At 66.6% G+C, this 22654-nt stretch carries 21 protein-coding genes; 5 read left to right on the forward strand and 16 right to left on the reverse strand.

Translation table 11 applies throughout. From position 1 onward, the window contains the following. Window positions 1-28: 28 nt before the first annotated feature. The 4 genes from ASF98_RS00795 to clpS form a co-directional block, all read right to left on the reverse strand. Entirely contained in the window at window positions 29-826 is a 798-nt protein-coding gene (locus ASF98_RS00795) for an MBL fold metallo-hydrolase (RefSeq protein ID WP_055796180.1), read from the reverse strand. Continuing rightward, complete coding sequence (gene murI, locus ASF98_RS00800) at window positions 823-1878, reverse strand: glutamate racemase (RefSeq protein ID WP_082506658.1); 1056 nt, start codon at window positions 1876-1878, stop codon at window positions 823-825. The genes ASF98_RS00795 and murI overlap by 4 nt, the downstream gene beginning before the upstream one ends. Window positions 1879-1956: 78 nt before the next feature. Continuing rightward, window positions 1957-2523, reverse strand: a complete 567-nt coding sequence (locus tag ASF98_RS00805; protein WP_055796185.1) for a DUF2017 domain-containing protein — start codon at window positions 2521-2523, stop codon at window positions 1957-1959. Then, window positions 2516-2884, reverse strand: coding sequence for an ATP-dependent Clp protease adapter ClpS (clpS, locus tag ASF98_RS00810; RefSeq protein ID WP_028270073.1), 369 nt, complete (start codon window positions 2882-2884; stop codon window positions 2516-2518). Before clpS ends, ASF98_RS00805 begins: the two co-directional genes overlap by 8 nt. 37 nt (window positions 2885-2921) lie before the next feature. On the opposite strand from clpS, the gene ASF98_RS00815 reads away from it, so the two are divergent. Beyond that, window positions 2922-4250: a nicotinate phosphoribosyltransferase gene (locus tag ASF98_RS00815; RefSeq protein WP_235505565.1), complete on the forward strand. Its 1329-nt coding sequence runs from the start codon at window positions 2922-2924 to the stop codon at window positions 4248-4250. Beyond that, window positions 4250-4900 carry an isochorismatase family protein gene (locus ASF98_RS00820; RefSeq protein ID WP_055796191.1) on the forward strand — a complete coding sequence of 217 codons (651 nt, stop codon included), beginning with the start codon at window positions 4250-4252 and terminating at the stop codon, window positions 4898-4900. The genes ASF98_RS00815 and ASF98_RS00820 overlap by 1 nt, the downstream gene beginning before the upstream one ends. 79 nt (window positions 4901-4979) lie before the next feature. On the opposite strand, the gene ASF98_RS00825 is transcribed toward ASF98_RS00820, so the two are convergent. The 8 genes from ASF98_RS00825 to ASF98_RS00860 form a co-directional block, all read right to left on the reverse strand. Beyond that, window positions 4980-6764 (reverse strand): DEAD/DEAH box helicase, encoded by a 1785-nt coding sequence (locus ASF98_RS00825; RefSeq protein ID WP_055796194.1) that lies wholly within the window; start codon window positions 6762-6764, stop codon window positions 4980-4982. Between the two features lie 214 nt (window positions 6765-6978). Beyond that, on the reverse strand, window positions 6979-7314 hold the full coding sequence (locus ASF98_RS00830; RefSeq protein WP_055796197.1) for a DUF3039 domain-containing protein: 336 nt from the start codon (window positions 7312-7314) through the stop codon (window positions 6979-6981). Between the two features lie 38 nt (window positions 7315-7352). Next, window positions 7353-8135: a glucosamine-6-phosphate deaminase gene (nagB, locus tag ASF98_RS00835; protein ID WP_055796199.1), complete on the reverse strand. Its 783-nt coding sequence runs from the start codon at window positions 8133-8135 to the stop codon at window positions 7353-7355. 49 nt (window positions 8136-8184) lie between these two features. Then, on the reverse strand, window positions 8185-9756 hold the full coding sequence (locus tag ASF98_RS00840) for a hypothetical protein (RefSeq protein WP_055796202.1): 1572 nt from the start codon (window positions 9754-9756) through the stop codon (window positions 8185-8187). After that, window positions 9738-10544 carry an ABC transporter ATP-binding protein gene (locus ASF98_RS00845; RefSeq protein ID WP_055796205.1) on the reverse strand — a complete coding sequence of 269 codons (807 nt, stop codon included), beginning with the start codon at window positions 10542-10544 and terminating at the stop codon, window positions 9738-9740. The genes ASF98_RS00840 and ASF98_RS00845 overlap by 19 nt, the downstream gene beginning before the upstream one ends. 55 nt (window positions 10545-10599) lie before the next feature. After that, a complete protein-coding gene (locus ASF98_RS00850; protein ID WP_055796207.1) occupies window positions 10600-11700 on the reverse strand; it encodes an NADH:flavin oxidoreductase/NADH oxidase in 1101 nt (366 codons plus the stop codon). After that, a complete protein-coding gene (locus ASF98_RS00855; protein WP_055796209.1) occupies window positions 11700-12719 on the reverse strand; it encodes a tetratricopeptide repeat protein in 1020 nt (339 codons plus the stop codon). The genes ASF98_RS00850 and ASF98_RS00855 overlap by 1 nt, the downstream gene beginning before the upstream one ends. Before the next feature lie 49 nt (window positions 12720-12768). Continuing rightward, window positions 12769-14577, reverse strand: a complete 1809-nt coding sequence (locus ASF98_RS00860; protein ID WP_055796212.1) for a hypothetical protein — start codon at window positions 14575-14577, stop codon at window positions 12769-12771. Between the two features lie 192 nt (window positions 14578-14769). Here ASF98_RS00860 and ASF98_RS00865 point away from each other — a divergent pair, with 192 nt between their 5' ends. Continuing rightward, the gene (locus ASF98_RS00865) at window positions 14770-16068 is read left to right on the forward strand and encodes an AI-2E family transporter (protein WP_055797219.1); all 1299 of its coding nucleotides are present in this window, start codon (window positions 14770-14772) and stop codon (window positions 16066-16068) included. A gap of 29 nt (window positions 16069-16097) precedes the next feature. Here the strand turns inward: ASF98_RS00865 and ASF98_RS00870 are convergent, their stop codons facing one another. Together ASF98_RS00870 and ASF98_RS00875 are read right to left on the reverse strand one after the other, a co-directional pair. Beyond that, complete coding sequence (locus ASF98_RS00870; protein WP_055796215.1) at window positions 16098-16898, reverse strand: alpha/beta hydrolase; 801 nt, start codon at window positions 16896-16898, stop codon at window positions 16098-16100. Window positions 16899-16908: 10 nt separating this feature from the next. Further along, entirely contained in the window at window positions 16909-17253 is a 345-nt protein-coding gene (locus ASF98_RS00875) for a hypothetical protein (RefSeq protein WP_028270086.1), read from the reverse strand. Between the two features lie 70 nt (window positions 17254-17323). Between ASF98_RS00875 and nucS the strand changes: the two genes are divergently transcribed. Together nucS and ASF98_RS00885 are read left to right on the forward strand one after the other, a co-directional pair. Beyond that, on the forward strand, window positions 17324-18019 hold the full coding sequence (gene nucS, locus ASF98_RS00880; RefSeq protein ID WP_028270087.1) for an endonuclease NucS: 696 nt from the start codon (window positions 17324-17326) through the stop codon (window positions 18017-18019). Between the two features lie 310 nt (window positions 18020-18329). Continuing rightward, a complete protein-coding gene (locus ASF98_RS00885) occupies window positions 18330-18533 on the forward strand; it encodes a cold-shock protein (RefSeq protein WP_011692441.1) in 204 nt (67 codons plus the stop codon). A gap of 173 nt (window positions 18534-18706) precedes the next feature. Here the strand turns inward: ASF98_RS00885 and ASF98_RS00890 are convergent, their stop codons facing one another. Further along, window positions 18707-21328 (reverse strand): bifunctional lysylphosphatidylglycerol flippase/synthetase MprF, encoded by a 2622-nt coding sequence (locus tag ASF98_RS00890; RefSeq protein WP_055796220.1) that lies wholly within the window; start codon window positions 21326-21328, stop codon window positions 18707-18709. Then, a complete protein-coding gene (locus ASF98_RS00895) occupies window positions 21325-22653 on the reverse strand; it encodes an alpha/beta hydrolase (protein WP_055796224.1) in 1329 nt (442 codons plus the stop codon). The genes ASF98_RS00890 and ASF98_RS00895 overlap by 4 nt, the downstream gene beginning before the upstream one ends. Window position 22654: the final 1 nt, after the last annotated feature.

Raw genomic sequence — 22654 nt, forward strand, 5'->3', positions numbered from 1 at the left:
ACCGGCGTCAGCCCGCACCGCCGGCAGTTCAGACGGTGTAGTGGACTCCGGCCACGGCCACTGCGACGTCGCCGCTGAACACGGGCTTGGCCTCGGCCATGACTTTTGTCTGCGACGTCCACACCGGAATGTGGGTGAGGAGCAGCCGGCGTGCCCCTGCCGCGGCTGCAGCCTCGCCGGCACGTTTGCCCGTCAGGTGCACGTCCTTGATGTCGTCGTCGCGGCCTTCCTCGAAGGCTGCCTCGCACAGGAAGAGGTCGGCGTCCTTCGCGGCTTCTTCCAGCCCGGCACACGAGTCGGTGTCCCCCGAGTACGTGAGGACGCGCGTGACCGGAGCGCCGCCTGCGGACGGCTCCGTCACCTCGACACGGAGGGCGTAGGCCTCCTCCACGGGGTGGTTCACCGCGAACGGCGTCACCGTATAGGGCCCGACCGTAACGGACTGCCGTTCGGTCCAGTTGGTGAAGTCAAATTCCTCGTGCATGCCCGGGTCCAGCTCCAGACCGTACGCCGTGGCCATCCGGTCCGCCGTGGCGGCGGGGCCCCAGACCTTAATCCGGTCCCGGCCCCAGCCGCCCGGCTTCCAGCGCACGGCCACGTGGAGGCCGCACAGGTCCATGCAATGGTCCGGGTGCAGGTGGGTGAGGAAGATCGCGTCGATGTCTTCAAGGTCCGTGTACCGCTGGATCGCCCCGAGGGCCCCGCTGCCGAGGTCCATCACGACCTTCCAGGTCCGCTCGCCGTCGTGGGCGGTCAGCAGGTAGCACGACGCCGGGGAGCCCGGACCCGGGAAGGAACCGGTGCAGCCAACAATGGTCAGTTTCACAGGCGGGAACCCCCGGCCGCGGATCCGCCGACGAAGTTGGAAATCCGTGGCCGGGCGGCGCCGGCCTGGGCTGCCGCGATCATTTCCGGAGTTATTTTCGCCAGGCTGCCGGTGGGGTACTGCGCGGCGACGTGGTCCACGTGCTTCACGCTGAGCACCTCGGGCCCCAGGAAGCGCCTGGCCAGGGTTTCGAACTGGCTGGCTTCGCCGGTGGCGATGAAGTGGTGCTGGGGCGGCGCCTCGACGGTCCGCTGAAGATCGTGTGAGACGAGCGCCCGATAGACATCCTTGGCGGTTTCCTCAGCACTGGAGACAAGGGTGACGTCCTCCCCCATGACGTAGGAGATCACACCGGTGAGCAGCGGGTAGTGCGTGCAGCCGAGCACAACAGTATCCACGCCGGCGGTGCGCAGTGGCTCAAGGTACTCCCGGGCAACGGCCAGGAGTTCCGGACCCGTGGTGATGCCGGCCTCCACGTAGCTGACGAACGCCGGACAGGCCACGGACGTGATGTGCAGGTCCGGGGCGGCGGCGAAGGTGTCCTCGTAGGCCCGGGAACCCACGGTGGCGGAGGTGCCGATGACGCCCACCCGGCCGCTCCGGGTGGCAGCCACGGCCCGACGCACTGCGGGCTGGATCACTTCGATCACGGGAATCCCGTAGCGGGCCGTGTACCTTTCACGGGCATCCCGGAGCACAGCGGCGGAGGCGGAGTTGCATGCGATGGTCAGCAGCTTGACGCCGGAATCCACCAGCTCATCCATCACGCCGAGGGCATTGGCGCGGACCTCGGCGATGGGCAGCGGGCCGTAGGGGCCGTTCGCGGTATCGCCTACATAGAGGATCGATTCGTTGGGCAGCTGGTCGATGATGGACCGCGCCACGGTCAGTCCGCCGACTCCGGAGTCGAAGATGCCGATGGGCCGTGAGCCCATGGGGCTGTCGTCGGTGCTGCTCGCTGGGGAATCCGCCACAGCGTCCGCTGCCGGATCCATGCTCGATGCTGAAGTCATGATTATTCGAGGATAGGGCTTCCCTGTTGGTGCGGCCATCACATTGTGTCGCCCGACTCATGTTGGATAAGTCACATATTTTGGCGTCCGGCCGCTCCGGCCCGCACGCCGGTCCGTTCAGCCCCGCTGCTCCATGGACTGGAGCATGGCCTGCACCAGCGATTCCTGCAGCCACGTGGTGAAGTTGTACACCAGTGCCAGGTAGCTTTCCACGTCTTCGGCCTGGGACCAGTCCTGCATGGTGTGGACGTGTTCGGCGTCGGCGTCGTCCCGGATGTCGAGCCGTTCGGCCAGGACAAGCCGGACATCGTTCAGCGCCTGCGACCAGTGCCGGGCGTCGGCGGGCGAAAGGACCACTTCGTTGGTGTCCAGACCCAACGCCGCCGCCCGTAGGGCGCCGATCTTGTTTTCCCGCAGTGAGCGTTCGGTGAGCTGGCGGAACTCCAGGGCGGCGGCGTCGTCGTTCCTGGTGACGTTCGGCAACAACCGCCGCAGCGCCCGGTCCGACGGTTCCTGGACATTCATGTCCAGCCCGATCAGGGCTGTCAGCGGATCTTCGCTGGCGCTTTCGGCCGGTTCGAGCATCGAGATGACGTCGTCGATCAGGCTCCGCAGCAGTTCCCGTTCCGCCGGTTCCAGATATCCGGTAATGCCTTTGAGCCCGTATTTGAATGCCTTAGCCACGTTTGCCTTTGCCCTTGCCGGATCCGCCGTCTTTGCCGCCGCCGGTGGCTTTCTCCACCGTTGCCCACAGGCCGAAGCCGTGCATGGCGACGGCGTGCTGCTCCACCTGTTCCTTGCTGCCGTGCGCCACGATGGAACGTCCCTTCTTATGGACCTCCATCATGAGCTTGTTGGCTTTGGGCTCCGAATAGCCGAAATAGCTCTGGAAAACGTAGCTCACGTAGCTCATCAGGTTGACGGGATCGTTCCAGATCACCAGGTTCCAGGGAATGTCCGGGGCCGTCAGGGCGTCGGTGGACGTCACTGTTCCGGTCTGGGTGCTCTCCTGGGTGTCAGGGCCGAGCGCAACGCTTAAGGTCATCTGTCCATTCTAGGGCGATGCGCACTAGAGTGAATTCGTGAGTACCCCTGCTGGCTGGGATCATCCCCGCACGTCCTTGTACACCGACCACTACGAGCTGACCATGCTCCAGGCGGCGCTTCATTCAGGTGCCGCACACCGGGAGTCAGTGTTTGAGGCGTTCGCCCGCAGGCTCCCCGACGGCCGCCGCTACGGGATTGTGGCGGGAACGGGCAGGCTGCTGGAGGGCATCGCGGACTTCCGTTTCGGCGGACCCGAACTGGATTTCCTCCGCCGCTCCGGCGTGGTCAACGCCGAGACCCTGGACTACCTGGCCGGCTTCCGTTTCACCGGCGACATCTGGGGCTACGCCGAGGGCGAAGCCTATTTCCCCAACTCCCCCATCCTGATTGTGGAATCCACGTTTGCCGAAGCCTGCATCCTCGAGACCTATGTTCTCTCGGTACTCAACCACGACAGCGCCATTGCCTCCGCTGCGTCGCGCATGATCACCGCGGCCGGCAACCGGCCCTGCATCGAAATGGGATCCCGGCGTACCCAGGAGGAATCCGCGGCCGCGGCCGCCCGCGCAGCCGTCATCGCCGGCTTTGACAGCACCTCCAACCTTGAAGCCGGACGCCGGTACGGCATCAAGACGGTGGGCACCGCCGCCCACTCCTTCACGCTCCTGCACGACACTGAACGGGAAGCCTTTGAGGCGCAGATCGCCTCGCTCGGCGCCGGAACGTCGCTGCTGGTGGACACGTACGACGTCGAAGCGGCCGTCCGCACGGCTGTGGACCTCGCGGGTCCCAAGTTGGGGGCAGTCCGGCTCGACTCCGGAGACCTCGTGGCGCAGGCCCAGTGGGTCCGCCGGTTGCTGGACGAACTCGGCAACGAGAACACCAAGATCGTGGTCACCTCGGACCTGGATGAATACGCCATCGCGGCGCTGCAATCCGCACCGGTTGACTCCTACGGCGTGGGCACCTCGCTGGTCACCGGGTCCGGCGCCCCCACCGCAAGCATGGTCTACAAACTCGTCAGCCGAACCGACGACTCCGGGGAATTCGTGTCAGTAGCCAAAGCTGCCAAGAACAAGACGAGCAAGGGCGGCCGGAAATACGCGCTGCGCAGGCTCAACGAACGGGGCGTCGCCACCCACGAGATGGTGGGAGTGGGCCACGCGCCCGGGGACGACGGCAATGACCGCCAGTTGCTGCAGCAGTTCATCAAGAACGGCGAACTGCTCCCTGGCTGGACCGGCACCGAGGGCGTGTTCCGCGCCCGCCAGCGGCACATTGACTCCATGGCGGAACTTCCGGCGGTCGTCAACCGCCTGCAACGCGGCGAGCCGGCCATCCCCACCGTCTACGAGGAGAACTGATGTCACGCGCCCTGATCATTGTTGATGTGCAGAACGATTTCTGCGAAGGCGGCTCGCTGGCTGTCAAAGGCGGGGCGGACGTAGCGGGGGCCATCAGCGAATACGTGGACGCCCACCACGGCCAGTTCGACCACATCGTGGCCACCCAGGACTGGCACATCGAGCCCGGCGCCCACTTCGCGGAGAGCCCCGACTTCATTGACTCGTGGCCGCCGCACTGCGTTGCCGGGACGCGCGGGGCGGAACTGCACCCGGACCTGGACACGGAGTACATCCAGGCCTATTTCCGCAAAGGCCAGTTCACTGCCGCCTACTCCGGCTTTGAAGGCATTCTTGCCCCCGAGGACGCGGTTCCCACAGGTGACCGGAATCCCGGCGCCCTGCCGTTGCCGGAGGACACGGAGGCATTCACCGCCAGTTCATTCGCCGACGAGGACGCCATCGGCCTGGACGACTGGCTGCAGAGCCACGATGTAGAGGATGTGGTGATCGTGGGCATCGCCACCGACTACTGCGTTATGGCCACGGCCCTGGACGCCGTCCAGGCCGGCTATTCCGTGACGGTGGTCCGGAACCTCACGGCAGGAATCGCAGCCGACCTCGACGACGCCTACGCCGAGATGGAACTCGGCGGAGTGGACCTGGCCTGACGTGGACTTCCCTTGGCGTGCACGTGGCCTGAGCCGCGTCCGCGTTGCCGGCGGGTGCCGGGCTTAGCTGGTCCGGGCGCTATTTCCGGCCGATGAACCAGTCCTGAAGCTTCCGCAGCCTGGCCTGCAACTGTTCCTCGTTGGCCTGCGCCACCGGCGGGCCGCCGCACACAGTTCGGAGTTTCGTATGCACCACCCCGTGCGGGGTTCCGGTCCGCGCGGACCATGCGGCCACGTTCTTGGCCAGTTCGTTGCGCAGGTCCATAAGCATCCGGTGATCGGGTACGGCGGGGGCCGCCTGCGAGGCAGCAGATTCAACCGACCGGAGCTTTTTCCGGCTCTGCTGTTCATGCTGGCGCTGGCGCAGCAGCGTACCCACCTGTTCGGCGTCCAGAAGTCCCGGAATGCCCAGGAAGTCCAGTTCGTCGTCGGATCCGATGTCGCCGCCGGTGCCGAACTCGCCGCCGTCGAACAGCACGCGGTCGAATGATGCCTGCGAGTCGAGGGCCTCAAATTTGCCCTTGGTGAGGCTGTCGGATGCCTTGTCCTCCCTGTTGGCCTCGTCCATGAGCGAGTCCTCGGGATTGAACAGGCCGTCCGGGTCTTCTTTCTCCGGCCGGTCCAGGGCGTGGTCGCGTTCAGCCTCCATCGAGTTCGCCAGCGCGGTCAGTTGCGGAACCGACGGCAGGAACACCGACGCCGTTTCGCCGCGCTTCCGGGCGCGGACAAAGCGGCCGACGGCCTGGGCGAAGAACAGCGGCGTGGACGTGGACGTGGCATAGACGCCCACCGACAGCCGGGGAACGTCCACGCCTTCGGACACCATGCGGACCGCCACCATCCAGCGCTTATCGCTGGCAGTGAATTCCTCGATTTTGCTGGATGCCTTGACGTCATCGGAAAGGATCACGGTGGGTGATTCACCCGTGATCTTCTTCAGCTGGCCGGCGTAGGCGCGTGCGTCCTCGTGGTCGGTGGCAATCACCAGGCCGCCGGCATCGGGTACGGTCCGGCGGACCTCGCTCAGGCGTTTGTCCGCTCCAGCCAGCACGGCCGGGATCCATTCGCCTGCGGGGTTGAGCGCTGTCCTCCAAGCCTGCGAAATGATGTCCTTGGTGACGGCCGACTCGCCAAGGGACGCCGCCATCTCCTCGCCGCCGCTGGTGCGCCAGCGCATCTGGCCCGAGTAGGCCATGAACATGACAGGACGGACCACGTGGTCGCGCAGGGCGTTGCCGTAGCCGTAGGTGTAGTCAGCCTTGGAGCGGCGGATGCCGTCCCGGTCCTCGGCGTACTCCACGAACGGAATGGGCGAAGTGTCGGAGCGGAAGGGAGTACCCGTGAGTGAAAGCCGGCGTGCGGCCGGATCGAAGGCCTCGCGGAGGCCGTCACCCCAGGACAGGGCTTCGCCGCCGTGGTGGATCTCGTCCAGGATCACCAAGGTACGGGCTGCCTCGGTCTTCGCGCGGTGCAGCATGGGCTTGCTGGCAACCTGGGCATAAGTCACGGCCACGCCGATGAAGCCGCGGCCGTGCTGCCCGTCCGCATTCTTGAAGTTGGGGTCGATCGCGATGCCCACGCGGGCCGCTGCGTCAGCCCACTGCCGTTTGAGGTGGTCCGTGGGCGCCACGATGGTCACACGGTTCACAGTGCCGGCCTCGATCAGCATCGACGCCACACGCAGGGCGAAGGTGGTCTTGCCTGCGCCGGGCGTTGCCACCGCCAGGAAGTCCCTGGGGCCGGTGGCAAAATAGCGGTCGAGCGCTTCCTGCTGCCACGCACGGAGCTTCTGCGCGGTCCCCCACGCCGCCCGCTCGGGATAGGCCGGCGGCAGAGTTGGCCCGCCAAAGAGTGTCTCGGTCACGCAGAGCCCTCAATTCCCCGCATTGCGGCAGCCGTGAGCGAAAGACACATAAACATAAACACCAATCTGTTCCGGAGGAGCCGCACTGCTCCGGTCATCAAAATCATCGTGGTCACGGGACTTGCGCAGCAGAGATTGCGCCCCATGGTTGTCTTGCCCCGCCCCGGCCGGGCGGGCCGGTCACTGGCCTAAGCCAGATGACCGGTGAACGGCCCTATTTGCCGGAATCGCCGTCGGAGCCCTTGCCGCCGTCCTTGCCGGGACGCAGGCCTTCATAGACCTCCTTGCACTCCGGGCAGACCGGGAACTTCTGCGGATCGCGGCCGGGAGTCCACACCTTGCCGCACAGTGCGATGACCGGCTCGCCCGTCATGGCTGATTCCATGATCTTCTCTTTGCGCACGTAGTGGGAGAACCGTTCCCGGTCACCGGGTTCAACTTCCTCGCGCACTTCCTCGCGCTCGATAGTGGCCGTGGACGTTCCTGGTCCGGAAAGCTCGCGCATCGGGTCGTTTTCGAGGGGGTCCGTCATGCTAGTCATGGCATCCATCTTAGCCGTTGTGCCGGACAAAAAACCGGACCTCCGAACTACAGGCCCTGCCAAGCGGGCTTGTTGTCATACGTGTGGCGGTAGTAATCGGCCAGCCTGAGCGATGACGCGGCGGCCTCGTCCACCAGGACGGTGACGTGGGGGTGCATTTGCAGGACGGACGCGGCGCAGATGGCAGCCACCGGCCCTTCAACGAAGTCCCGGACAGCCTGCGCTTTTTGGGCACCGGTGGCTATCAAGATCACATGGCGGGCCTCCATGATGGTGCCCAGCCCCTGGGTGATCACATGGTGGGGAACATCATGGATGCTGGTGAAGAACCTGGCGTTGTCCCGGCGTGTCTGCTCGATGAGGCTCTTGATCCTCGTCCTGGACGCCAGCGACGAGCCGGGCTCGTTGAATCCGATGTGACCGTCGGTGCCTACACCCAGTAGCTGGAGGTCCACCCCGCCGGCTGCCCTGATGGCGTCCTCGTAGGCCTGGCAGGCCGCCGGGATGTCAGCCGCCAGGCCGTCGGGAGTGTGTACGTTTTCCGGTGCAATGTTCACCCGGTCCGTGAACTCCCGGCGGATGACCTCCCGGTAGGACTGGGGATGCCCCTGCTCCAGGCCCACGTATTCGTCCAGTGCAAAAGCGCGGGCACGGCTGAAGTCGAGGCCGCCGTCGTCATGACGGCGGGCGAGTTCGTCATAGACGGGCAACGGGGACACCCCCGTTGCCAGACCGAGCACCGCGTCGGGCTTACGGCGCAGCAGGGCCTCGACGGCGTCGGCCGCAAGGGACCCGATCTGTTTGCTCCCCGGAAGAATAACCACTTCCATGGCGTACCGCCTTTCCGCATCCAGTACTACTAATCATGGCCCAACCGGCCTAGCGGTTGACTGAAAGCTGTGCCAGAAGTTCCGGGCCGCGGGCGTCGAGCCATTTCCCGCCAAGGCGGACCCCTGCCGCAAAGAGGACGAGGCCCAGCACCGGGCCGAGCACCAGGTTGATCCAGCCGGGCACCATGCTGCCTGTCACGGACTGCGTGATGACCAGGGCCGCCTCCGGCAGCACCAGCACCATCAGCACGCCCATCCCGCCGAACTGGACCGCCATGGTCTGGGCAACGTTTCCGGGCGGCTTCTTGAACGGACTGTCGCCGGGGAGGGGTACCGCCACCGTGTACCGTGCCGAGATCACGGATGCCAGGCCGAGCCCGGTGAACAGGACCCCCAGGGCGAGGCCCAGCAGCGCCGGCAGCCACTCCCAGTTCCCGGTGAAGAAGAACGGGCCGACGCTGAAAACCAGCACGATGGGTAGCGCAAACGCCAGGCAGGCCAGGGCGCGCCCCAGCCTGTCGTGGACGCCGCGGACGCCGCTGGACAAATGGAGGGCAAACGCTGTGTTGTCGTAGGACACGTCCGCTGAAATCGACCATGCCAGCAGGAAAGCCGCCAGCGGACCGATGATCGCCAGCACTCCGTAATCACCGGTCTGGCTCGCCTGGAAGAACATCAGGACGGGCAGGAGCGGGATGACCACCAGCGACCCCGAATAACGGGGGTCCCTGATCCAATACGTGAGGGCCCTGGCCGTAATAGCGCCGACGGGCGTGGCCGGCAGCACACCGAAGAGGCCCATCCGGCCGCCGCGCTTCCTGCTGCCCGCTGCGTACGGCGGCGTGACCAGGGCACGCTGCAGGAGCACCTTCCAGCACCAGGCGAGGCCTGCCAGTGTTGCCAGCGCGATCAGGAACTTGAGCCCGGCCGGTCCATACCGGGCCGCCGCCGCGTCGCCGCCGAGTGACCATGCGGCACCGGCAGGCGTCCACGCCAGGAAACGGGCCAGATCAGTCAGGAATCCGGCGGAGCCTGCGGCTCCCTGGGCCACGAAGGCCACGATCGGTCCCATGAGCATCAGGGGCACCATAAAGGCGAGCGCGCTGACATCCTTGAACCGCCGGGAGGATGCCAGGCCGGCAGTCGCCGTCGTCACCACTTTGGAAAGGACAATGCACGTCAGCACGCCGAGCACGGCGCCCGCTATGGCGGCCGCAACGGCCGGCGCTCCCCTGCTCCACGTGCCCACCGTGGCAAGCGCCACCAGCGCCGTGGCGATGCCGGGGATCCCGATCAGTCCGCCGAGGGCCAGGCCGGTGAGCAGCTGCGGCATGGGGACTGCCGCCGTGGTGAAGCGTGCCGGGTCCAGGGTCATGTCCGCCGAGGACGCAATGACGGGGACCACTCCCCAGCCCAGGACCGCCGCGGAACCGCCCAGCACCACCACGGTCTGGGCGAGCTCCAGGTCGGCCCTCCGGAGCAGGACGAGCGCCACTCCAAAGAAGCCGGCAATTCCCAGGGCATACAGCCCGCCGATGATCAGTCCCAGGAGCTGCCACGGGCTCCGCCGGAGGCTGTTGCGCAGAAGCGTCAGCTTGAGCCTTAGAAGGTGCGCAACCATTCCAGCCCCTCCGTCTGGCTCCGGCCCCCCACTAGCTGGACAAAGCGGTCCTCCAGCGAGGCGCCGGCCCGGACTTCCTCCACCGTGCCGGCCGCCAGCAGCCTGCCCGCAGCAACAACCGCCACGTGGTCGCACATCCGCTGCACGAGGTCCATGACATGGCTGGAGACGATCACCGTTCCGCCGGAACCCACGTAGCGGTCCAGGATGTCCCTGATATTCGCCGCGGAAACCGGGTCCACCGATTCGAAGGGTTCATCCAGCACCAGCAGCCTGGGCGCGTGGATGAGTGCTGATGCGAGGGCGATCTTTTTGGTCATGCCGGCCGAATAGTCCACAACGAGGGTTCCGGCGTCGGCACTCAGATCAAGCGCCGCCAGGAGTTCCGCCACCCTGGCGGACACGACGTCCTTGTCCATCCCACGCAGCAGGCCCGCGTAGCTCACCAGCTGCTCCCCGGTCAGCCGGTCAAACAGCCGCACGCCGTCGGTGAGGATGCCCATGAGCTTCTTGGCTTCGAGCGGCCGTGCCCAGACGTCGGTGCCGTGCACCAGGGCCGTGCCGAAGTCCGGCCGGAGCAGCCCCGTGGCCATGGACAGCGTGGTGGTCTTCCCGGCGCCGTTGGGACCCACGATCCCGTAGAAGGACCCTGCCGGCACGTCGAGGCTGAGGCCGTCCACAGCGATCTTCCCGCCGAAGCGTTTGGCGAGGCCGCGGATGGACAGCGCCGGAACAGGGTGGTCCTGGGGGCCGGCGGACGGACGCAGACCGGGTTGCGGTTCAGTCATGGTGCCAGCGTAGCCTCCCGTCCGCGCGGGGAGGATCGTCCGTAGGGGTTACTTCCTAGAACGAATGGCGGGGAACCGCACGCTCATACTGCGGGACCCATGGCATCTCGTGGCCGAGTTGGAAGGCCGCGCGCAGCCACCAATGCGGGTCGCGGAGCGCGGCCCGCGCAATGAAGACTGCGTCAGCCTGTCCCGTGGCTACGGCGTGTTCCGCCTGCCCGGCCGAGGTCAGGAGTCCCACGGTGCCGGTGCGGATGCCCGCCTCGCGCTTGATCCGGGCTGCGAACCCGGTCTGGTAGCCGGGACCGGCCGGAATCTGCTGGTGCGCCACGGCGCCGCCGCTGGAGACGTCCACCAGGTCCACCCCGTGCTCGGCGGCGGCGCTGGCCAGCCGGACGGAGGCGGCGGCGTCGATCCCGCCGTCGGCCCAGTCCGAGGCGGAGATCCGCAACAGCAGCGGCATGGAGTCGGGAATGACGTTGCGAACGGCGTCCACCACGGCCAGGGTGAGCCGGTTCCGTCCGGTTTCGTCCCCTCCCCAGGCGTCCGTCCGGTCGTTAATGAGCGGGCTCTGGAACTGGTGGAGCAGGTAGCCGTGCGCACCGTGGATTTCGATCGTGTCGAACCCTGCGTCGACCGCCCGGACGGCGGCCGCTGCGAAGTCGGCAATCACGCCGTCAATCTCCGCCTCGGTCATGGCGGCGGGTGCCGCATAGCCGTCGAACGCGCCGGTGCCGGGACCCATGGTCTGCCAGCCGCCGTCGGACGCCGGCACTGACCCGCGTTTCCCCGAGAAGGGCCAGTACGTCGAAGCCTTCCGGCCGGCGTGCGCCAGCTGGGTGCCGATCTTGGCGTCAGCGGCGCCGTAGCGGTGCACAAACACCGTGATCCGCTCCCAGGCTGCGGCCTGCTCGTCGTTGTAGAGACCGGCGTCGAGCGGGCTGATCCGGCCGGCCGCATTCACTGCGGCCGCCTCGGTGAGGATCAGCGCGGCTCCGCCGGTGGCGAAGGAACCCAGGTGCATGAGGTGCCAGTCGTGCGGAACGCCTTCCCCGGTGTCCGGGCCGCAGCTGTACTGGCACATGGGGGAAACCCAGCCGCGGTGGCGGAGCGTCAGTGAGCGCAGCTCCAGCGGCGAGAAAAGCGCCGACGACATTAAAACAGCACCCGTGCCAGCCCCTGCCGCGCCTTGGCGACGCGTTCGTCGGACGGGCCCACCACCTCGAAGAGCTCCAGCAGCCGTACCCGGGCAGTCTCTCGTTCCGGGCCGAAGTTCCGGCCGATGAAGCCGACGATCCGGCCCAGGGCGTCGTCAATGTGGCCGCCGGCGATGTCCAGGTCCGCCACGCCCAGCTGGGCATCAAGGTTGTCCGGCTGCTCGGCGGCGAGCTGGCGCAGCGCTTCACCGTCGGGACCGGTCAGGGCCTGCAGCCGGTCCATCAGCTCCACCTGGGCGAGTCCGGCCTTGGCCTCGGCATCCGCGGGCATCTCCAGCAGGGCCTGCCGGTAGGCCGCGGCCGCGGCGGCGAAGTCTCCTGCTTCGATGGCGTCGTAGGCGGCCTGGTGCAGCGGCGGCAGCGGGGCCGGCTCGGCCTCGGCGGGGGCGTTTCCGGCGCCACCCAGGCTCCCGGTGACTCCGTTGGCTGCGGCGACCTTCAGCAGTTCATCCAGCAGGCTGCGCACCTGCTGTTCGTCGGCTCCGCCCTGGAACAGGGGCACCGGCTGGCCCTTCACCACTGCCACCGCGGTGGGAACAGCCTGTACCTGGAACGCCTGCGCAAGCTGCGGGAAGGCGTCGATGTCCGCGGCGCCCAAGACCAGGCGTCCGCCGTAGCTGTTGATGATGTCTTCGAGGACGTTGAGCAGCTCGCCTGAAGCGGGCGAGTAGCTGGCCCACAGGCCGAACACCACGGGCACCTGCGCCGAAAGCTCAACGAGCTGCTGGAAGTTGGCCTCGGTGACCTCGACCCGGAGCGGCTGGCCGCCCGTCTCCGGGGCCCCTTGGGCCATTGCTGACGGCGGGGCTGCGCCCGCCGGCCCGGCAGTTGGGGCTGCAGAGGACTGCCCGGCCGGTGGCGCCGTGCGCTGTTTCAGGCTGGAAAGGTCGACGGCGCCGCGCAGGTTAAGCTGGCTGGCAGCGGCCGGAGGGACTGGACGGGAGGCTGGCGAACTCATAGCCTCCACTCTAGCCACTCAGGCCGCTGCCGGTCATACGCGGAGCGGGCTACTTGAAGCTGGCTCCCACGAGTCCGCGGGTGGCGGCAACGAGCTTCATCGGATCCTTCGAGCCGGTCGGCGGGATGTAGACCGCCATGGACTCGGCGAAGTTGAGCACCATGCCCGTGCTCGTTTCCTTGCCGCCGGCCAGCACGGCTGCGTCGTCCCCGATGGCCAGCTTGTCGCCCTCGGCCTTGGGCGTGCCGTCGAAGGCGAAGTTCAACTTGCCCATGACCAAGGCGCCACCGTCGGCGGTGCGGAACACCACGGTGTCCTCGGGGGACACCTTATGCGTGAAGCTGAAGTTGCCGTTCACGCCGGTCTTGGCCACATCGGCCTGGTACGCCAGCGTGTCGGCGATGTACGGCGACGACTGGCCCTCCACGAGTTTGTCCTTGAAAGTCGAATCGGCTTTCGTCAGGCGGTCCCCCAGCCCGGCCAGGGCTTCCGCCCCGCTGTAGAGCAAGCCTGACTTGTCGTCTGCGGCCAGGGTTTCCGTTCCGGTGCGTCCGATGGCCGGGAACGTGGTGCCCGGCTGCAGCGGCGTGGTCTGCACCAGCTTGTAGTTCTCGCGGGGCGACTTCTGCACGAGGGTCAGGAGCTGGGGCACAACATTGCCTTCGCCCTGGGTAACGGCCATCACCGAACGCGGCCAGGCGCGCTTGCTGGTGACAACCGTGGTCAGCAGCTTGGTGGCGCGGACCGGCATGCGCGCCTCGTAGGCGCCCACCTGTGAGCGGATCTTGTAGTTCTGCGTTCGGACCTCAAGTTCGGTGCGGTCCACCCGGGACTTGAGCTTCGCGGCATCCTTGGCGGCGTCGCCGGCGTCCACCGTGCTGGAAACCTGTTCCAGGATCCGGCGGAACTGGGCGTCCAGGAGCACCGGTGAATCGGGGGCGGTGTCGGCCCCGGCGGTTTCACTGCTTGACGGCGACGGAGCGGGCGTCGTGGCCGCCTGCGCAGCCACACCCGTTCCGGCCACGATCGTGGCGGCGAGCGCAACCATGGCCACGCCCGCCCGCTTTGCGGTTACCGTCGCGGTGAAGGCGGAAGTCCCGGGCCGCTTTTCAACGGGCGGCTGCACGGGAGCGGCAGGCGCCGGCTTGTCGGCCGGACGGACTGCTCGGGCACGGCGGATCAGCTTGTCCTTCATGGATTCGTCCGTGATGGACTCGCCGGTATCGTCCCCGCCGACTCCGGGCTGGCCGCTCTTGGGCTTGAGCACCAGCAGGGCCAGTCCGGCCAGCATGAGCAGGCCGCCCAGCACCATGAACGGCACGGCCCACGGTGTGGACGTGTCGTTGGGGAACGTCATGGAGATGGACGACGGCGCCGGCTTGGTGCCGTCCGAGGCCAGCAGGAGCGACCATTCGCCGTCCGCCGGGGCGCTCCAGGTGTAGTTCAGTTCACCGCTGGCATTCTCGGTGGTAACCCAGAGATCGGAACCGGCCGGCGAGGGAGCGGCGGCTTCGCCCTCCGCGTGCGCGAGCTGCAGCGACTTATTGTCTTCGGAAACTCCGGAGACCGTGTTGTGGGCCGTCTTGCCAACCCAGGCGTCCACGTCATCAGGGCGGCCTGCTGCCAGCATGAAGCTGCCTTCGCCCTTGACATTGATCTTGACCGTACCCCCGTGAAGGGTCCGCAACTTCTGGTCGATAACGGTCAGTGGTGCGGCGGTGCCGTCGGCGGGCGCCGTGGCCGTAAATGTCTCGGCCGGGGCCCAGATGGTCTTCTGTCCTACGCCGGCCAGCAGTGTCAGGAGGCCGAGCAGCACTAGTGCAACTGCAGTCTTGAAACGCAAAGGGATACCTATCATCAGCGGGGGTTTACTTTCAATAGTAACCATTTTGTTACCAATGAGTCAGGTCGGGACCCGGATCACAGCCTAGGGCAACCGGCCGCGCCGGGAGTAAAACCGGGCACTGACAAGCCGGCTGATAGTGTTTGCGATGATCATCACATGGTCCGCAGCAGCGGCGCCACAGAAGGTAAAGGGCCTCAAAACGCAGTGACTGAACACACGGATTCGTCCGCCCCAGGACATAACGACTCGACCGGATCCGGTGCCCAGGAAAGTGTACCGGCCGGTACGCGGCACGAACACAAACCGCTGTTGCCGGGCCTGGCCGCGGCGGTGGTGCGCAGGCTCCGGACGCCCCTTCCCGGCGCACAGCCCAGGCTCCGCTTCGAGATGCCCCCCGAATCCGCCGAGGACTCCGCCGAGCCTGCGACCGAGACCAGCACCCGCTTTGGACATCCCGGACCGCGCATGTCGTCCCAGCATCCCTTATATATGGGCTTTATGGGCACCGTGGGCGTGGGCCTTGCCCTGCTCGTCTATTGGATCGGTTCCAACACCACGCAGCTCCTGCTCTGGATCGTGACTGCACTCTTCATCGCCCTGGGCCTGGACCCGGTGGTGCGCTGGCTGGAAGGACGCAAGCTTCCGCGGCCCGTCGGCATCCTGGTCTCCGTCACGGTCCTCGTCTCGGCTGTTGCCGGATTCTTTGCCACGCTGATCCCCACCATCGTCCAGCAGGTCACCCAGGTCGTGCAGGAAGCACCCCGCTGGATCCAGGACTTCATCGATTCGGACTTCTTCCGCAGCGTGGACGACCAGTTCGGCGTCCGGGAACGCATCACGCAGGAGCTGGAAAAGTTCGTCAACAATCCGGATGCCATGGGCGGCATCTTCGGAGGGGTCGTCGGCTTCGGATCCACGGTGGCCAACGGGCTCTTCGGAACCCTGATAGTCCTCGTGCTCAGCCTTTACTTCCTCGCTGCCCTTCCCGCCATGAAAAAGTGGGGCTACCGGCTGGCACCGCGTTCGCGCCGTGTCCGGGTTGAAGCCCTGTCGGAGGAGATCACCGGCTCCGTGGGCAACTACGTCATCGGCCAGGCCTGCGTGGCCCTGCTCAACGCGACCTTTGCGTTCATCGTGATGTCGATTGTCGGAGTCCCCTTTGCCGTTCTGCTGGCGTTCGTCGTGGCGCTCCTCGCCTTCATCCCCCTGGTCGGGGGCATGATCGCGGGTGTGCTGGTGACGCTGATCGCCCTCACCGCGGGCTGGCAGACCGCCCTGGTGTACGGCATTTGCTACTTTGCCTACCTGCAGTTCGAGGCGTACTTCATCTCGCCCCGCATCATGCAGAAGGCCGTGGCCGTGCCCGGCGCCGTGGCCGTTATCTCCGTGATCGCAGGCGGCAGCCTCCTGGGTGTCCTCGGAGCGCTCATCGCCATACCCACCGCAGCGGCGGTCATGCTGCTGGTGAAGGAAATCTTCATCGTCCGCCAGGACAAGCACTAGCGAACCGGGCTGCTACCGGACCAGCGCCCTTAGGGGGCCGCGGAGGCCACGGGTCCGTTCCAGTCCTGGGGCAGGCCCTCGGGGCCCGCCCCCTGCGCCGTGATCTCATCGACGATTTCGTTGAGCACCCGGGCGGCGTACTTCTCCCCCACCCAAAGGTGCTTGGCGCCGTCGACGCCCACAACGTCAGCCTGCGGCACCAGACCGAAGCGCTCGGCGGCGGCCTCCGGCCGGAGGTAGTCGTCGTGTTCGGGAACCAGCACCTTCAGCGGCTTTCCTGAGGCGGCCCACTCCAGCAGGTGCGCGTCCGTGGCACGGTGCAGCGGGGGTGACAGGAGGACGGCGCCCTCCACTTCGGAGGCGACCGGCTCCGTCGCCCCGTACATGAGCGCCAGCTCCGTGCCGAACGACCACCCCACCAGCCAGCGGTTGGGAAGGTTCCGGGATGCCGCGAAGCGGACGGCCGCCTCGACGTCCAGCCGCTCGCCGATGCCCTCTTCGAAACGGCCGCCGCTGGTGCCGCGCGGCGAGGTGGTCCCCCTGGTGTTGAACCTGAGGACGGCGACGCCGGCGAGGGCGGGCAATCGGAAGGAAGCCTTGCGGTACACATGCGAATCCATGAAACCGCCGTGGGTGGGCAGCGGGTGGAGCGTGATCAGCGTGGCGGCGATTTCGCCCGATTCCGGCACGGCGAGTTCGCCGACGAGGACGCAGCCGTCCTCCGTTTGTATTTCCACGTTCTCCCGGCGCGCCGGCAGGACTGTTGAAGCCCGGATAGCGGTGGCTTCGGAAGACTGGCTGAAAACGAACGACGCCGGGTCAAAAGTCATGACTAACAGCTTAGCGATAGCGGTACGTGCGTGACGTCCAGCAGTTGGAATGCCAGTGCCTCCGCTCCGACAGTCCCGCGGCCGCACCGAACAGGTGGTCCTCGGACCAGACCACCAGGTGTTCGACGCCGGGCAGGACCGCCGTCGAGCAGCCCGGGCAGATGTAGGACTTTTCGGCCCGCTTAGCCGTCATGGTGCGCACCATCCACTCGCCGTCGGGGGCGCTCTCCCGCCGTGAAATCCCCGACCTCGCCCGCTCCAGGTCCAGTTCCGGCACGGGGCCGCCGGCGTGCTTGCGGCTGGCCTGTCCCAGTTTTCCGGAGGCGGCACGGCGGGGGCGGTTGGAACGGGGCATGCCTCCATTCTGCCCCAGGCTCAGGCGCCGCGCTGTTCCTGCCTTGCGCCCAGACGGTAGTGTTTACCGGGTGCGTTTAGTCATAGCCCGATGTTCTGTTGATTATGTAGGCCGTCTCAAGGCCCATCTCCCCCTTGCCACCAGGCTCCTGCTGGTCAAGGCTGACGGGTCCGTCCTGGTGCACTCCGACGGCGGCTCCTACAAGCCGCTGAACTGGATGAGCCCGCCGGCCAGCCTTCGGGTTTCCCTGCCGGATGAAGTGGACCTGGAGCTCGGCGTCACCGAGCAGTGGACCGTCCAGTCCGCCAAGACCGATGACCGGCTCATCATCAATATCCACGAGCAGCTGCACGACACTTCCCATGAGCTCGGCCAGGATCCCGGCCTCATCAAGGACGGTGTGGAAGCTGACCTGCAACGGCTGCTGGCCGACCAGATCGAACGCCTCGGCACCGGCTTTTCCCTGATCCGGCGCGAGTACTTCACCGCCATCGGTCCGGTGGACATCCTGGCCAGGGATGCCGACGGCGCCACGGTGGCCATCGAGCTCAAAAGGCGGGGCGACATCGACGGCGTCGAACAGCTGACCCGCTACTTGGAGCTGCTCAACCGGGATCCCCTGCTGGCACCCGTCCGGGGCATCTTTGCCGCCCAGCAGATCAAGCCGCAGGCCAAGGTCCTGGCCAACGACCGCGGGATCGACTGCGTCACCCTGGACTACGACGCCATGCGCGGCGTTGACGACAGCGAATCACGCCTCTTCTGACGGGCCCTTCCAAATAAGCAGTCCGGTCAATAGCCGGGTGCACGGCCATAACGAAGCGGTTCACGTCGGCTTTACGCAAAATTTATCGAATTCCCCCTTTTACCCGTTGACCTGACGCACCCCACATGAAATTCTTATCTGAGTCTTTGTGTAGGTGTTTTTCATGCTCGCAAGACATGTTGCGAGCGCGAAGCTTCGTCAGCTAGTGTCCGGTTCCACCGGGCGGCAAGCCAGGATTCTTCTCGCGGAGTGACCAAGTGCGGCACGAAGTGTGCCGGGCTTAAGCAAGTTCCACAATGAGGAGATATACATGGCACAGGGAACCGTCAAGTGGTTCAACGCTGAAAAGGGCTTCGGCTTCATCACCCCGGACGACTCCGATGGCGATGTCTTCGTTCACTACTCGGAGATCCAGACCGGTGGGTTCAAGACTCTCGACGAGAACCAGCGCGTTCAGTTCGAGATCGGCCAGGGCGCCAAGGGTCCCCAGGCTACCGGCGTAACTCTGGTCTAGTCCCGCTTCGGATCGCCGCCTGCCGGCGGCGTCCTGCGAATCAATGATCCCCGGCATTAGTGCCGGGGATCATTTTTTTGTATCCATTCATCCGACGACGCATTGTTGCTTGTCACAAATGTTTTCTGAATCTGAAAACATGGCGCCGATAATAGTTACGCCGCCGTGCGCAATTAGCCGACCAAGGTCCTCAGGAGCCGGGCGCTCTGGCGAACCGAGAGGCCGGGCAGGTAGGCGCGGCTCAGCGCCCGGCCAATGGCAGGCAGCTGCAGGGGGTCCTGGTAATAGAGGTAGAGCGTGCGGTAATCGGGTTTGAACCGTGATTTGAAGGTGGCCAGGGAGCGGAATCCGTACACCGGCTCCAGTGCCCGTCCCACCACGTCAAGGATGGACGTGAGGGCGTCGGGCTCCCGCGCTGGCTCCCGTTCGGCTTCACTGCCCGGGCCCTCCGACGGATCCTGCGCTGCGCCGGACGCCGCCCCGTCAGCAGGCTCCTTGGCCAGCGGCGAGCCGGACAGGGAAATGACTTCAACCGAGCTGCGCAGCTCAAGCACGGCGGAGGCAATGAGGAACTCCATGGCACCGGGGAATCCGTCCTCCCGCCGGCGCATGAAGTCGAGCGTCCAGCTGACCACGCGCCCCTCATCAAATACCGGGAGCCAACTGGTGACGCCGTGCACCAGGCCGCCGGCATCGACGGCGACGCAGCACAGCACGTCGTCGTCCATCAGTTCGTCCATGCCGCCGAGCGTAAAGCCCATCTCCGGAACGGATTTCTGCGCAGCCCATTCCTCGGATACTTCCAGCAGCTGGGCCCGCAGGGCCGCAGGAAAGTCGCTGTACCGTCCCCAGACCGCCGTGACGCCGGTCTTCCGTGCACGGTTCAGCGCAGTCCGGACGTTCTGCCACTCCTTGCCCTTGAATTCAAGCTCCCTGACCGCCAGCCGGGTCTCCTGCGCCACAGCCACCCGGCTGAACCCCCGCGACTGGAGCAGGGGCCACAGCCCGTCAGTGCAGGAATAGAAGCAGGGAACCATCGCGTGCTCGGCGCAGTACCGCATGAAGCCGGCAGCGGCTTCTTCCCGCAACGCGGCATCACCGAATGGGCCGCCCAGCGTCAAGGCCACGCTGCCATGTTGCTGGTAGGCAACCCCTGCGTCCAGGGCGGGGGTGAACCAGTATTTGTTCGGTTCCCAGAGCGCCATCCAGGACAGGGAGTCGCCGCCCCGCCGCACCAGGCGGCGGGCCACGTCCCTCGCCTCAGCGCCGGCACCGGCACCGTGGTGCTGCCCCAGGAGCACCACCCACACGCCGGCCAGTGCGACGGCCCAGAACACAATGCCGGAGTAGGCAAACAGGAAGGCCTCAACCGATTGCCGGTCCTGGAAGATCCGGTTGTACAGGCTGGGGATGGGCACCGGCAGGTACTGGCGTGCCAGTTCGGCCGCCAGACCGGACAGTCCGCCGTCGCGCGCCATTCCGCCGGCTCCCAGCCAGGCGACCGTGTAGCTGCCGGCAAGTGCCGCCCAGGTCCCTGCCAGCACCCTGGTCAGATTGCGCCGTGCCCCTACCGACGTTTCCACGCGGAACTGCCGCCTGTTGATCCACAGCAGCACCACGAGCAGCAGCGGAACTGCCACGAGCGGGAGGACGTGGACGAACCCTGAGCCCATGACGGCCGTGTGCGGCCGCTGCGGGTAGTGCGGGATGCGGGCAAACAGGGTGAGGTAGACGGCGGACAACGCGGTGACGGCCAGCTGGACTCCGATCGTGATCCGCCAGGCAAGCCGGCGTCCGCGGCGCAGCCCGTCCGCGCAGATCAGCAGGAGCAGCACGGGCACCACTGCCAGGGCAAGGCCCAGCGGTCCCGCGAATCCCGTCCGCCCGATCTCCAGGCAGTTCACGTCCACCGTGCCGCCGCAGTTTTGCTCCAGCTGGCTGAGGGTGGGCAACGGATTCAGGACGACGTCCCGCAGCAGCGCCAGCGGCCCGGTTGGGCTGCGGACGGCGGCCGTCAGAATGGGCCCGACGGCGAAAATACCGACGATCAGGGACAGGAGGTTGCGCGTCTCGCGGCCGGTGGAACGGTGCCGGTGGAGGGTTCCGTGGTCGCTCTGGATCCACCAGCCGGCGGCAAGTCCGGCCAGCGCACCCAGGAATCCGACCACTGTCTCCGGATGCCCTACATAGAGGACAAGCAGCAGCGAGGCTGAAACTATGCCCGTGCGAAGGCGCCGCTGCCAGAGGGTAGCCAGGAGCCCGCTTGCCCCAAGGACTGCGGCGAGGACAGCGGCGTACGGCCCGATGAGCCGGGCGTCCACCATGAGCCCCAGCCATCCGTCGCCGGCATAGCGGGCGAGCTGCGTGAGCAGCAGAAACAGCGAGACAGCCGCGAACTGGCCGCCGAAGAAGAACCAGGCCGTCCGCAGCGTGCCCAGCCTGCGTTCGGCGAGCCCCAGCAACAACAGAATCATGAGTCCGGCAGTGAGATAGGCCGCAGGGTTCGTGGCGAAAAACAGCGAGGTGAACATGGACCACCAGCGGCCGTCCTTCAGGGCGCCGACGTGCACGGATGCGACGTCAAGGAGGGCCTCCGGCGGACCGGACAGGAAGCTGTTGGTGGCCGCACCCGCCCCAAGGAAAAGGCCCAGGACAACGAGGGTGAAGGGCACGGCTTTGAAATGCTGCCGCACGCGGCGCAGCGCCGCCATTATGACGTCAGTCCAGGTGACGCTGCCGGCTGCCGCGGAAGCGTTCCTGCCTGTTTCCGGGACGGCCTCCCGCTGGTTCGTCATGGCCGGATTCCCCAGCGGGCCGCCACGAAGTCGAGGGCAGCAGGAAGGCCCTTGGAAGCGGCCTCCCAGGAATGGCCCGTGTTGACCACCGGTTGCGCCTGCACAGTGAAGCCGGCCCGGCCGGCCGCAGCCGAAAGTTCATCCATGTAGGCAAGGAATTCCGGATCCCGGGAACCTGCGCCGAAATATATGGCATGACCCTCAAACCGCGTATTCTGCATGATGCTCAAGGGAGTCAGTCGGTCGAAGGTTGCCACGTCGCCCCCGAACGCCGCGTCAACAGTCTTCTGCCGCTCCTTGGCCAGTGCGGGCTCACGTTCGCTGGAAAAAGCGAGGACCGAGGCGTAGACGTCGGGATGGCGGGTGCCCATCTGCAGGGCGCAGGTAGCCCCGAAGGAAAAGCCCCCGGCAGCCCACTGCCGGTGGTCCGGATCAACATCAAGGGTCTGCTCGATCCAACGGGGAACATCCCGGGCAAGAAACGTGTCGGCGTTGGCAATGCGGCTGTCCATGCAGAGGGTATTGGCCGACGCGGTACCGTTCGGATCCACTACCACCACAACCGGGGCCACACCCTCGTGGTCCTCTGCGAAGCGGTCCATCCGGCTGCGCAGGGCCCCTCCTGTGAGCCAGTCCGAAGGCCCGCCGGGCTGCCCGGAAAAGAGGACGAGCACCGGAAGGGCGGGACGGGGTGTGGCCTGGTAGGCGGGGGGGAGGTAGATGTAGGCCTCGCGGCTGCTGAAACCCGAATCGGTGCCCGGGATGACGGCTTTCCTCACGGCGCCGTCCGACGGCATTCCCTCCGGTGGCTGCCAGGCGTTGAGGGCGACGGGGGCAGCGGCCACAGGCTGGCGCTTCAGTCCGGCTTCGAGTGGCTGGATCCTCGCCACGGCGGTGCCCATGAGGTCACTGACCGTATGGTTGAGGCCGAAGTAGGCGTTGATCTGGACAGCGCCGAGCAGGCAGACGCCGAGCATGGCTGCCGTTGCGGTGGTCCTCCCCCGCCACGCACCGCGGCTCTTCAAAGGGGAAGGCTGCCGGAGTTTCCACAGCCGGAGCACCCACAGGAAAAGGGCAAAGACCATAGCCACAAACCACGCGAGCACTTCGCGCGGGAGGCTCTCGGGCAGGGTCGAAAACGTGTACAAAAGCAGCCAGTGCACCACGGCGACGGCGCCGGCGGCCAGCAGGAGGGCGGCTCCGGCACTCAGGACCCAGCGGCGTCCGCGGGCCCACAGCAGCCATCCGAGGCCGACAGCACCGGCGGTCCAGGCAACCCAGAGCAGGGGCCCATCGGTCAGATGGACGTCAGCGATAAGGTCCACC

The sequence above is a fragment of the Arthrobacter sp. Leaf337 genome (assembly GCF_001423745.1).
Lineage (GTDB): Bacteria > Actinomycetota > Actinomycetes > Actinomycetales > Micrococcaceae > Arthrobacter.

What these genes read in the sequence shown, in the direction of transcription:
- murI (WP_082506658.1), bottom strand. Translation starts at nt 1,878, where the DNA reads ATGGCCGCACCAACAGGGAAGCCCTATCCTCGAATAATCATGACTTCA.
- clpS (WP_028270073.1), bottom strand. Translation starts at nt 2,884, where the DNA reads ATGACCTTAAGCGTTGCGCTCGGCCCTGACACCCAGGAGAGCACCCAG.
- ASF98_RS00820 (WP_055796191.1), top strand. Translation starts at nt 4,250, where the DNA reads ATGTCACGCGCCCTGATCATTGTTGATGTGCAGAACGATTTCTGCGAA.
- ASF98_RS00830 (WP_055796197.1), bottom strand. Translation starts at nt 7,314, where the DNA reads ATGGATGCCATGACTAGCATGACGGACCCCCTCGAAAACGACCCGATG.
- nagB (WP_055796199.1), bottom strand. Translation starts at nt 8,135, where the DNA reads ATGGAAGTGGTTATTCTTCCGGGGAGCAAACAGATCGGGTCCCTTGCG.
- ASF98_RS00840 (WP_055796202.1), bottom strand. Translation starts at nt 9,756, where the DNA reads ATGGTTGCGCACCTTCTAAGGCTCAAGCTGACGCTTCTGCGCAACAGC.
- ASF98_RS00845 (WP_055796205.1), bottom strand. Translation starts at nt 10,544, where the DNA reads ATGACTGAACCGCAACCCGGTCTGCGTCCGTCCGCCGGCCCCCAGGAC.
- ASF98_RS00850 (WP_055796207.1), bottom strand. Translation starts at nt 11,700, where the DNA reads ATGTCGTCGGCGCTTTTCTCGCCGCTGGAGCTGCGCTCACTGACGCTC.
- ASF98_RS00855 (WP_055796209.1), bottom strand. Translation starts at nt 12,719, where the DNA reads ATGAGTTCGCCAGCCTCCCGTCCAGTCCCTCCGGCCGCTGCCAGCCAG.
- ASF98_RS00860 (WP_055796212.1), bottom strand. Translation starts at nt 14,577, where the DNA reads ATGATAGGTATCCCTTTGCGTTTCAAGACTGCAGTTGCACTAGTGCTG.
- ASF98_RS00870 (WP_055796215.1), bottom strand. Translation starts at nt 16,898, where the DNA reads ATGACTTTTGACCCGGCGTCGTTCGTTTTCAGCCAGTCTTCCGAAGCC.
- ASF98_RS00875 (WP_028270086.1), bottom strand. Translation starts at nt 17,253, where the DNA reads ATGCCCCGTTCCAACCGCCCCCGCCGTGCCGCCTCCGGAAAACTGGGA.
- ASF98_RS00885 (WP_011692441.1), top strand. Translation starts at nt 18,330, where the DNA reads ATGGCACAGGGAACCGTCAAGTGGTTCAACGCTGAAAAGGGCTTCGGC.
- ASF98_RS00890 (WP_055796220.1), bottom strand. Translation starts at nt 21,328, where the DNA reads ATGACGAACCAGCGGGAGGCCGTCCCGGAAACAGGCAGGAACGCTTCC.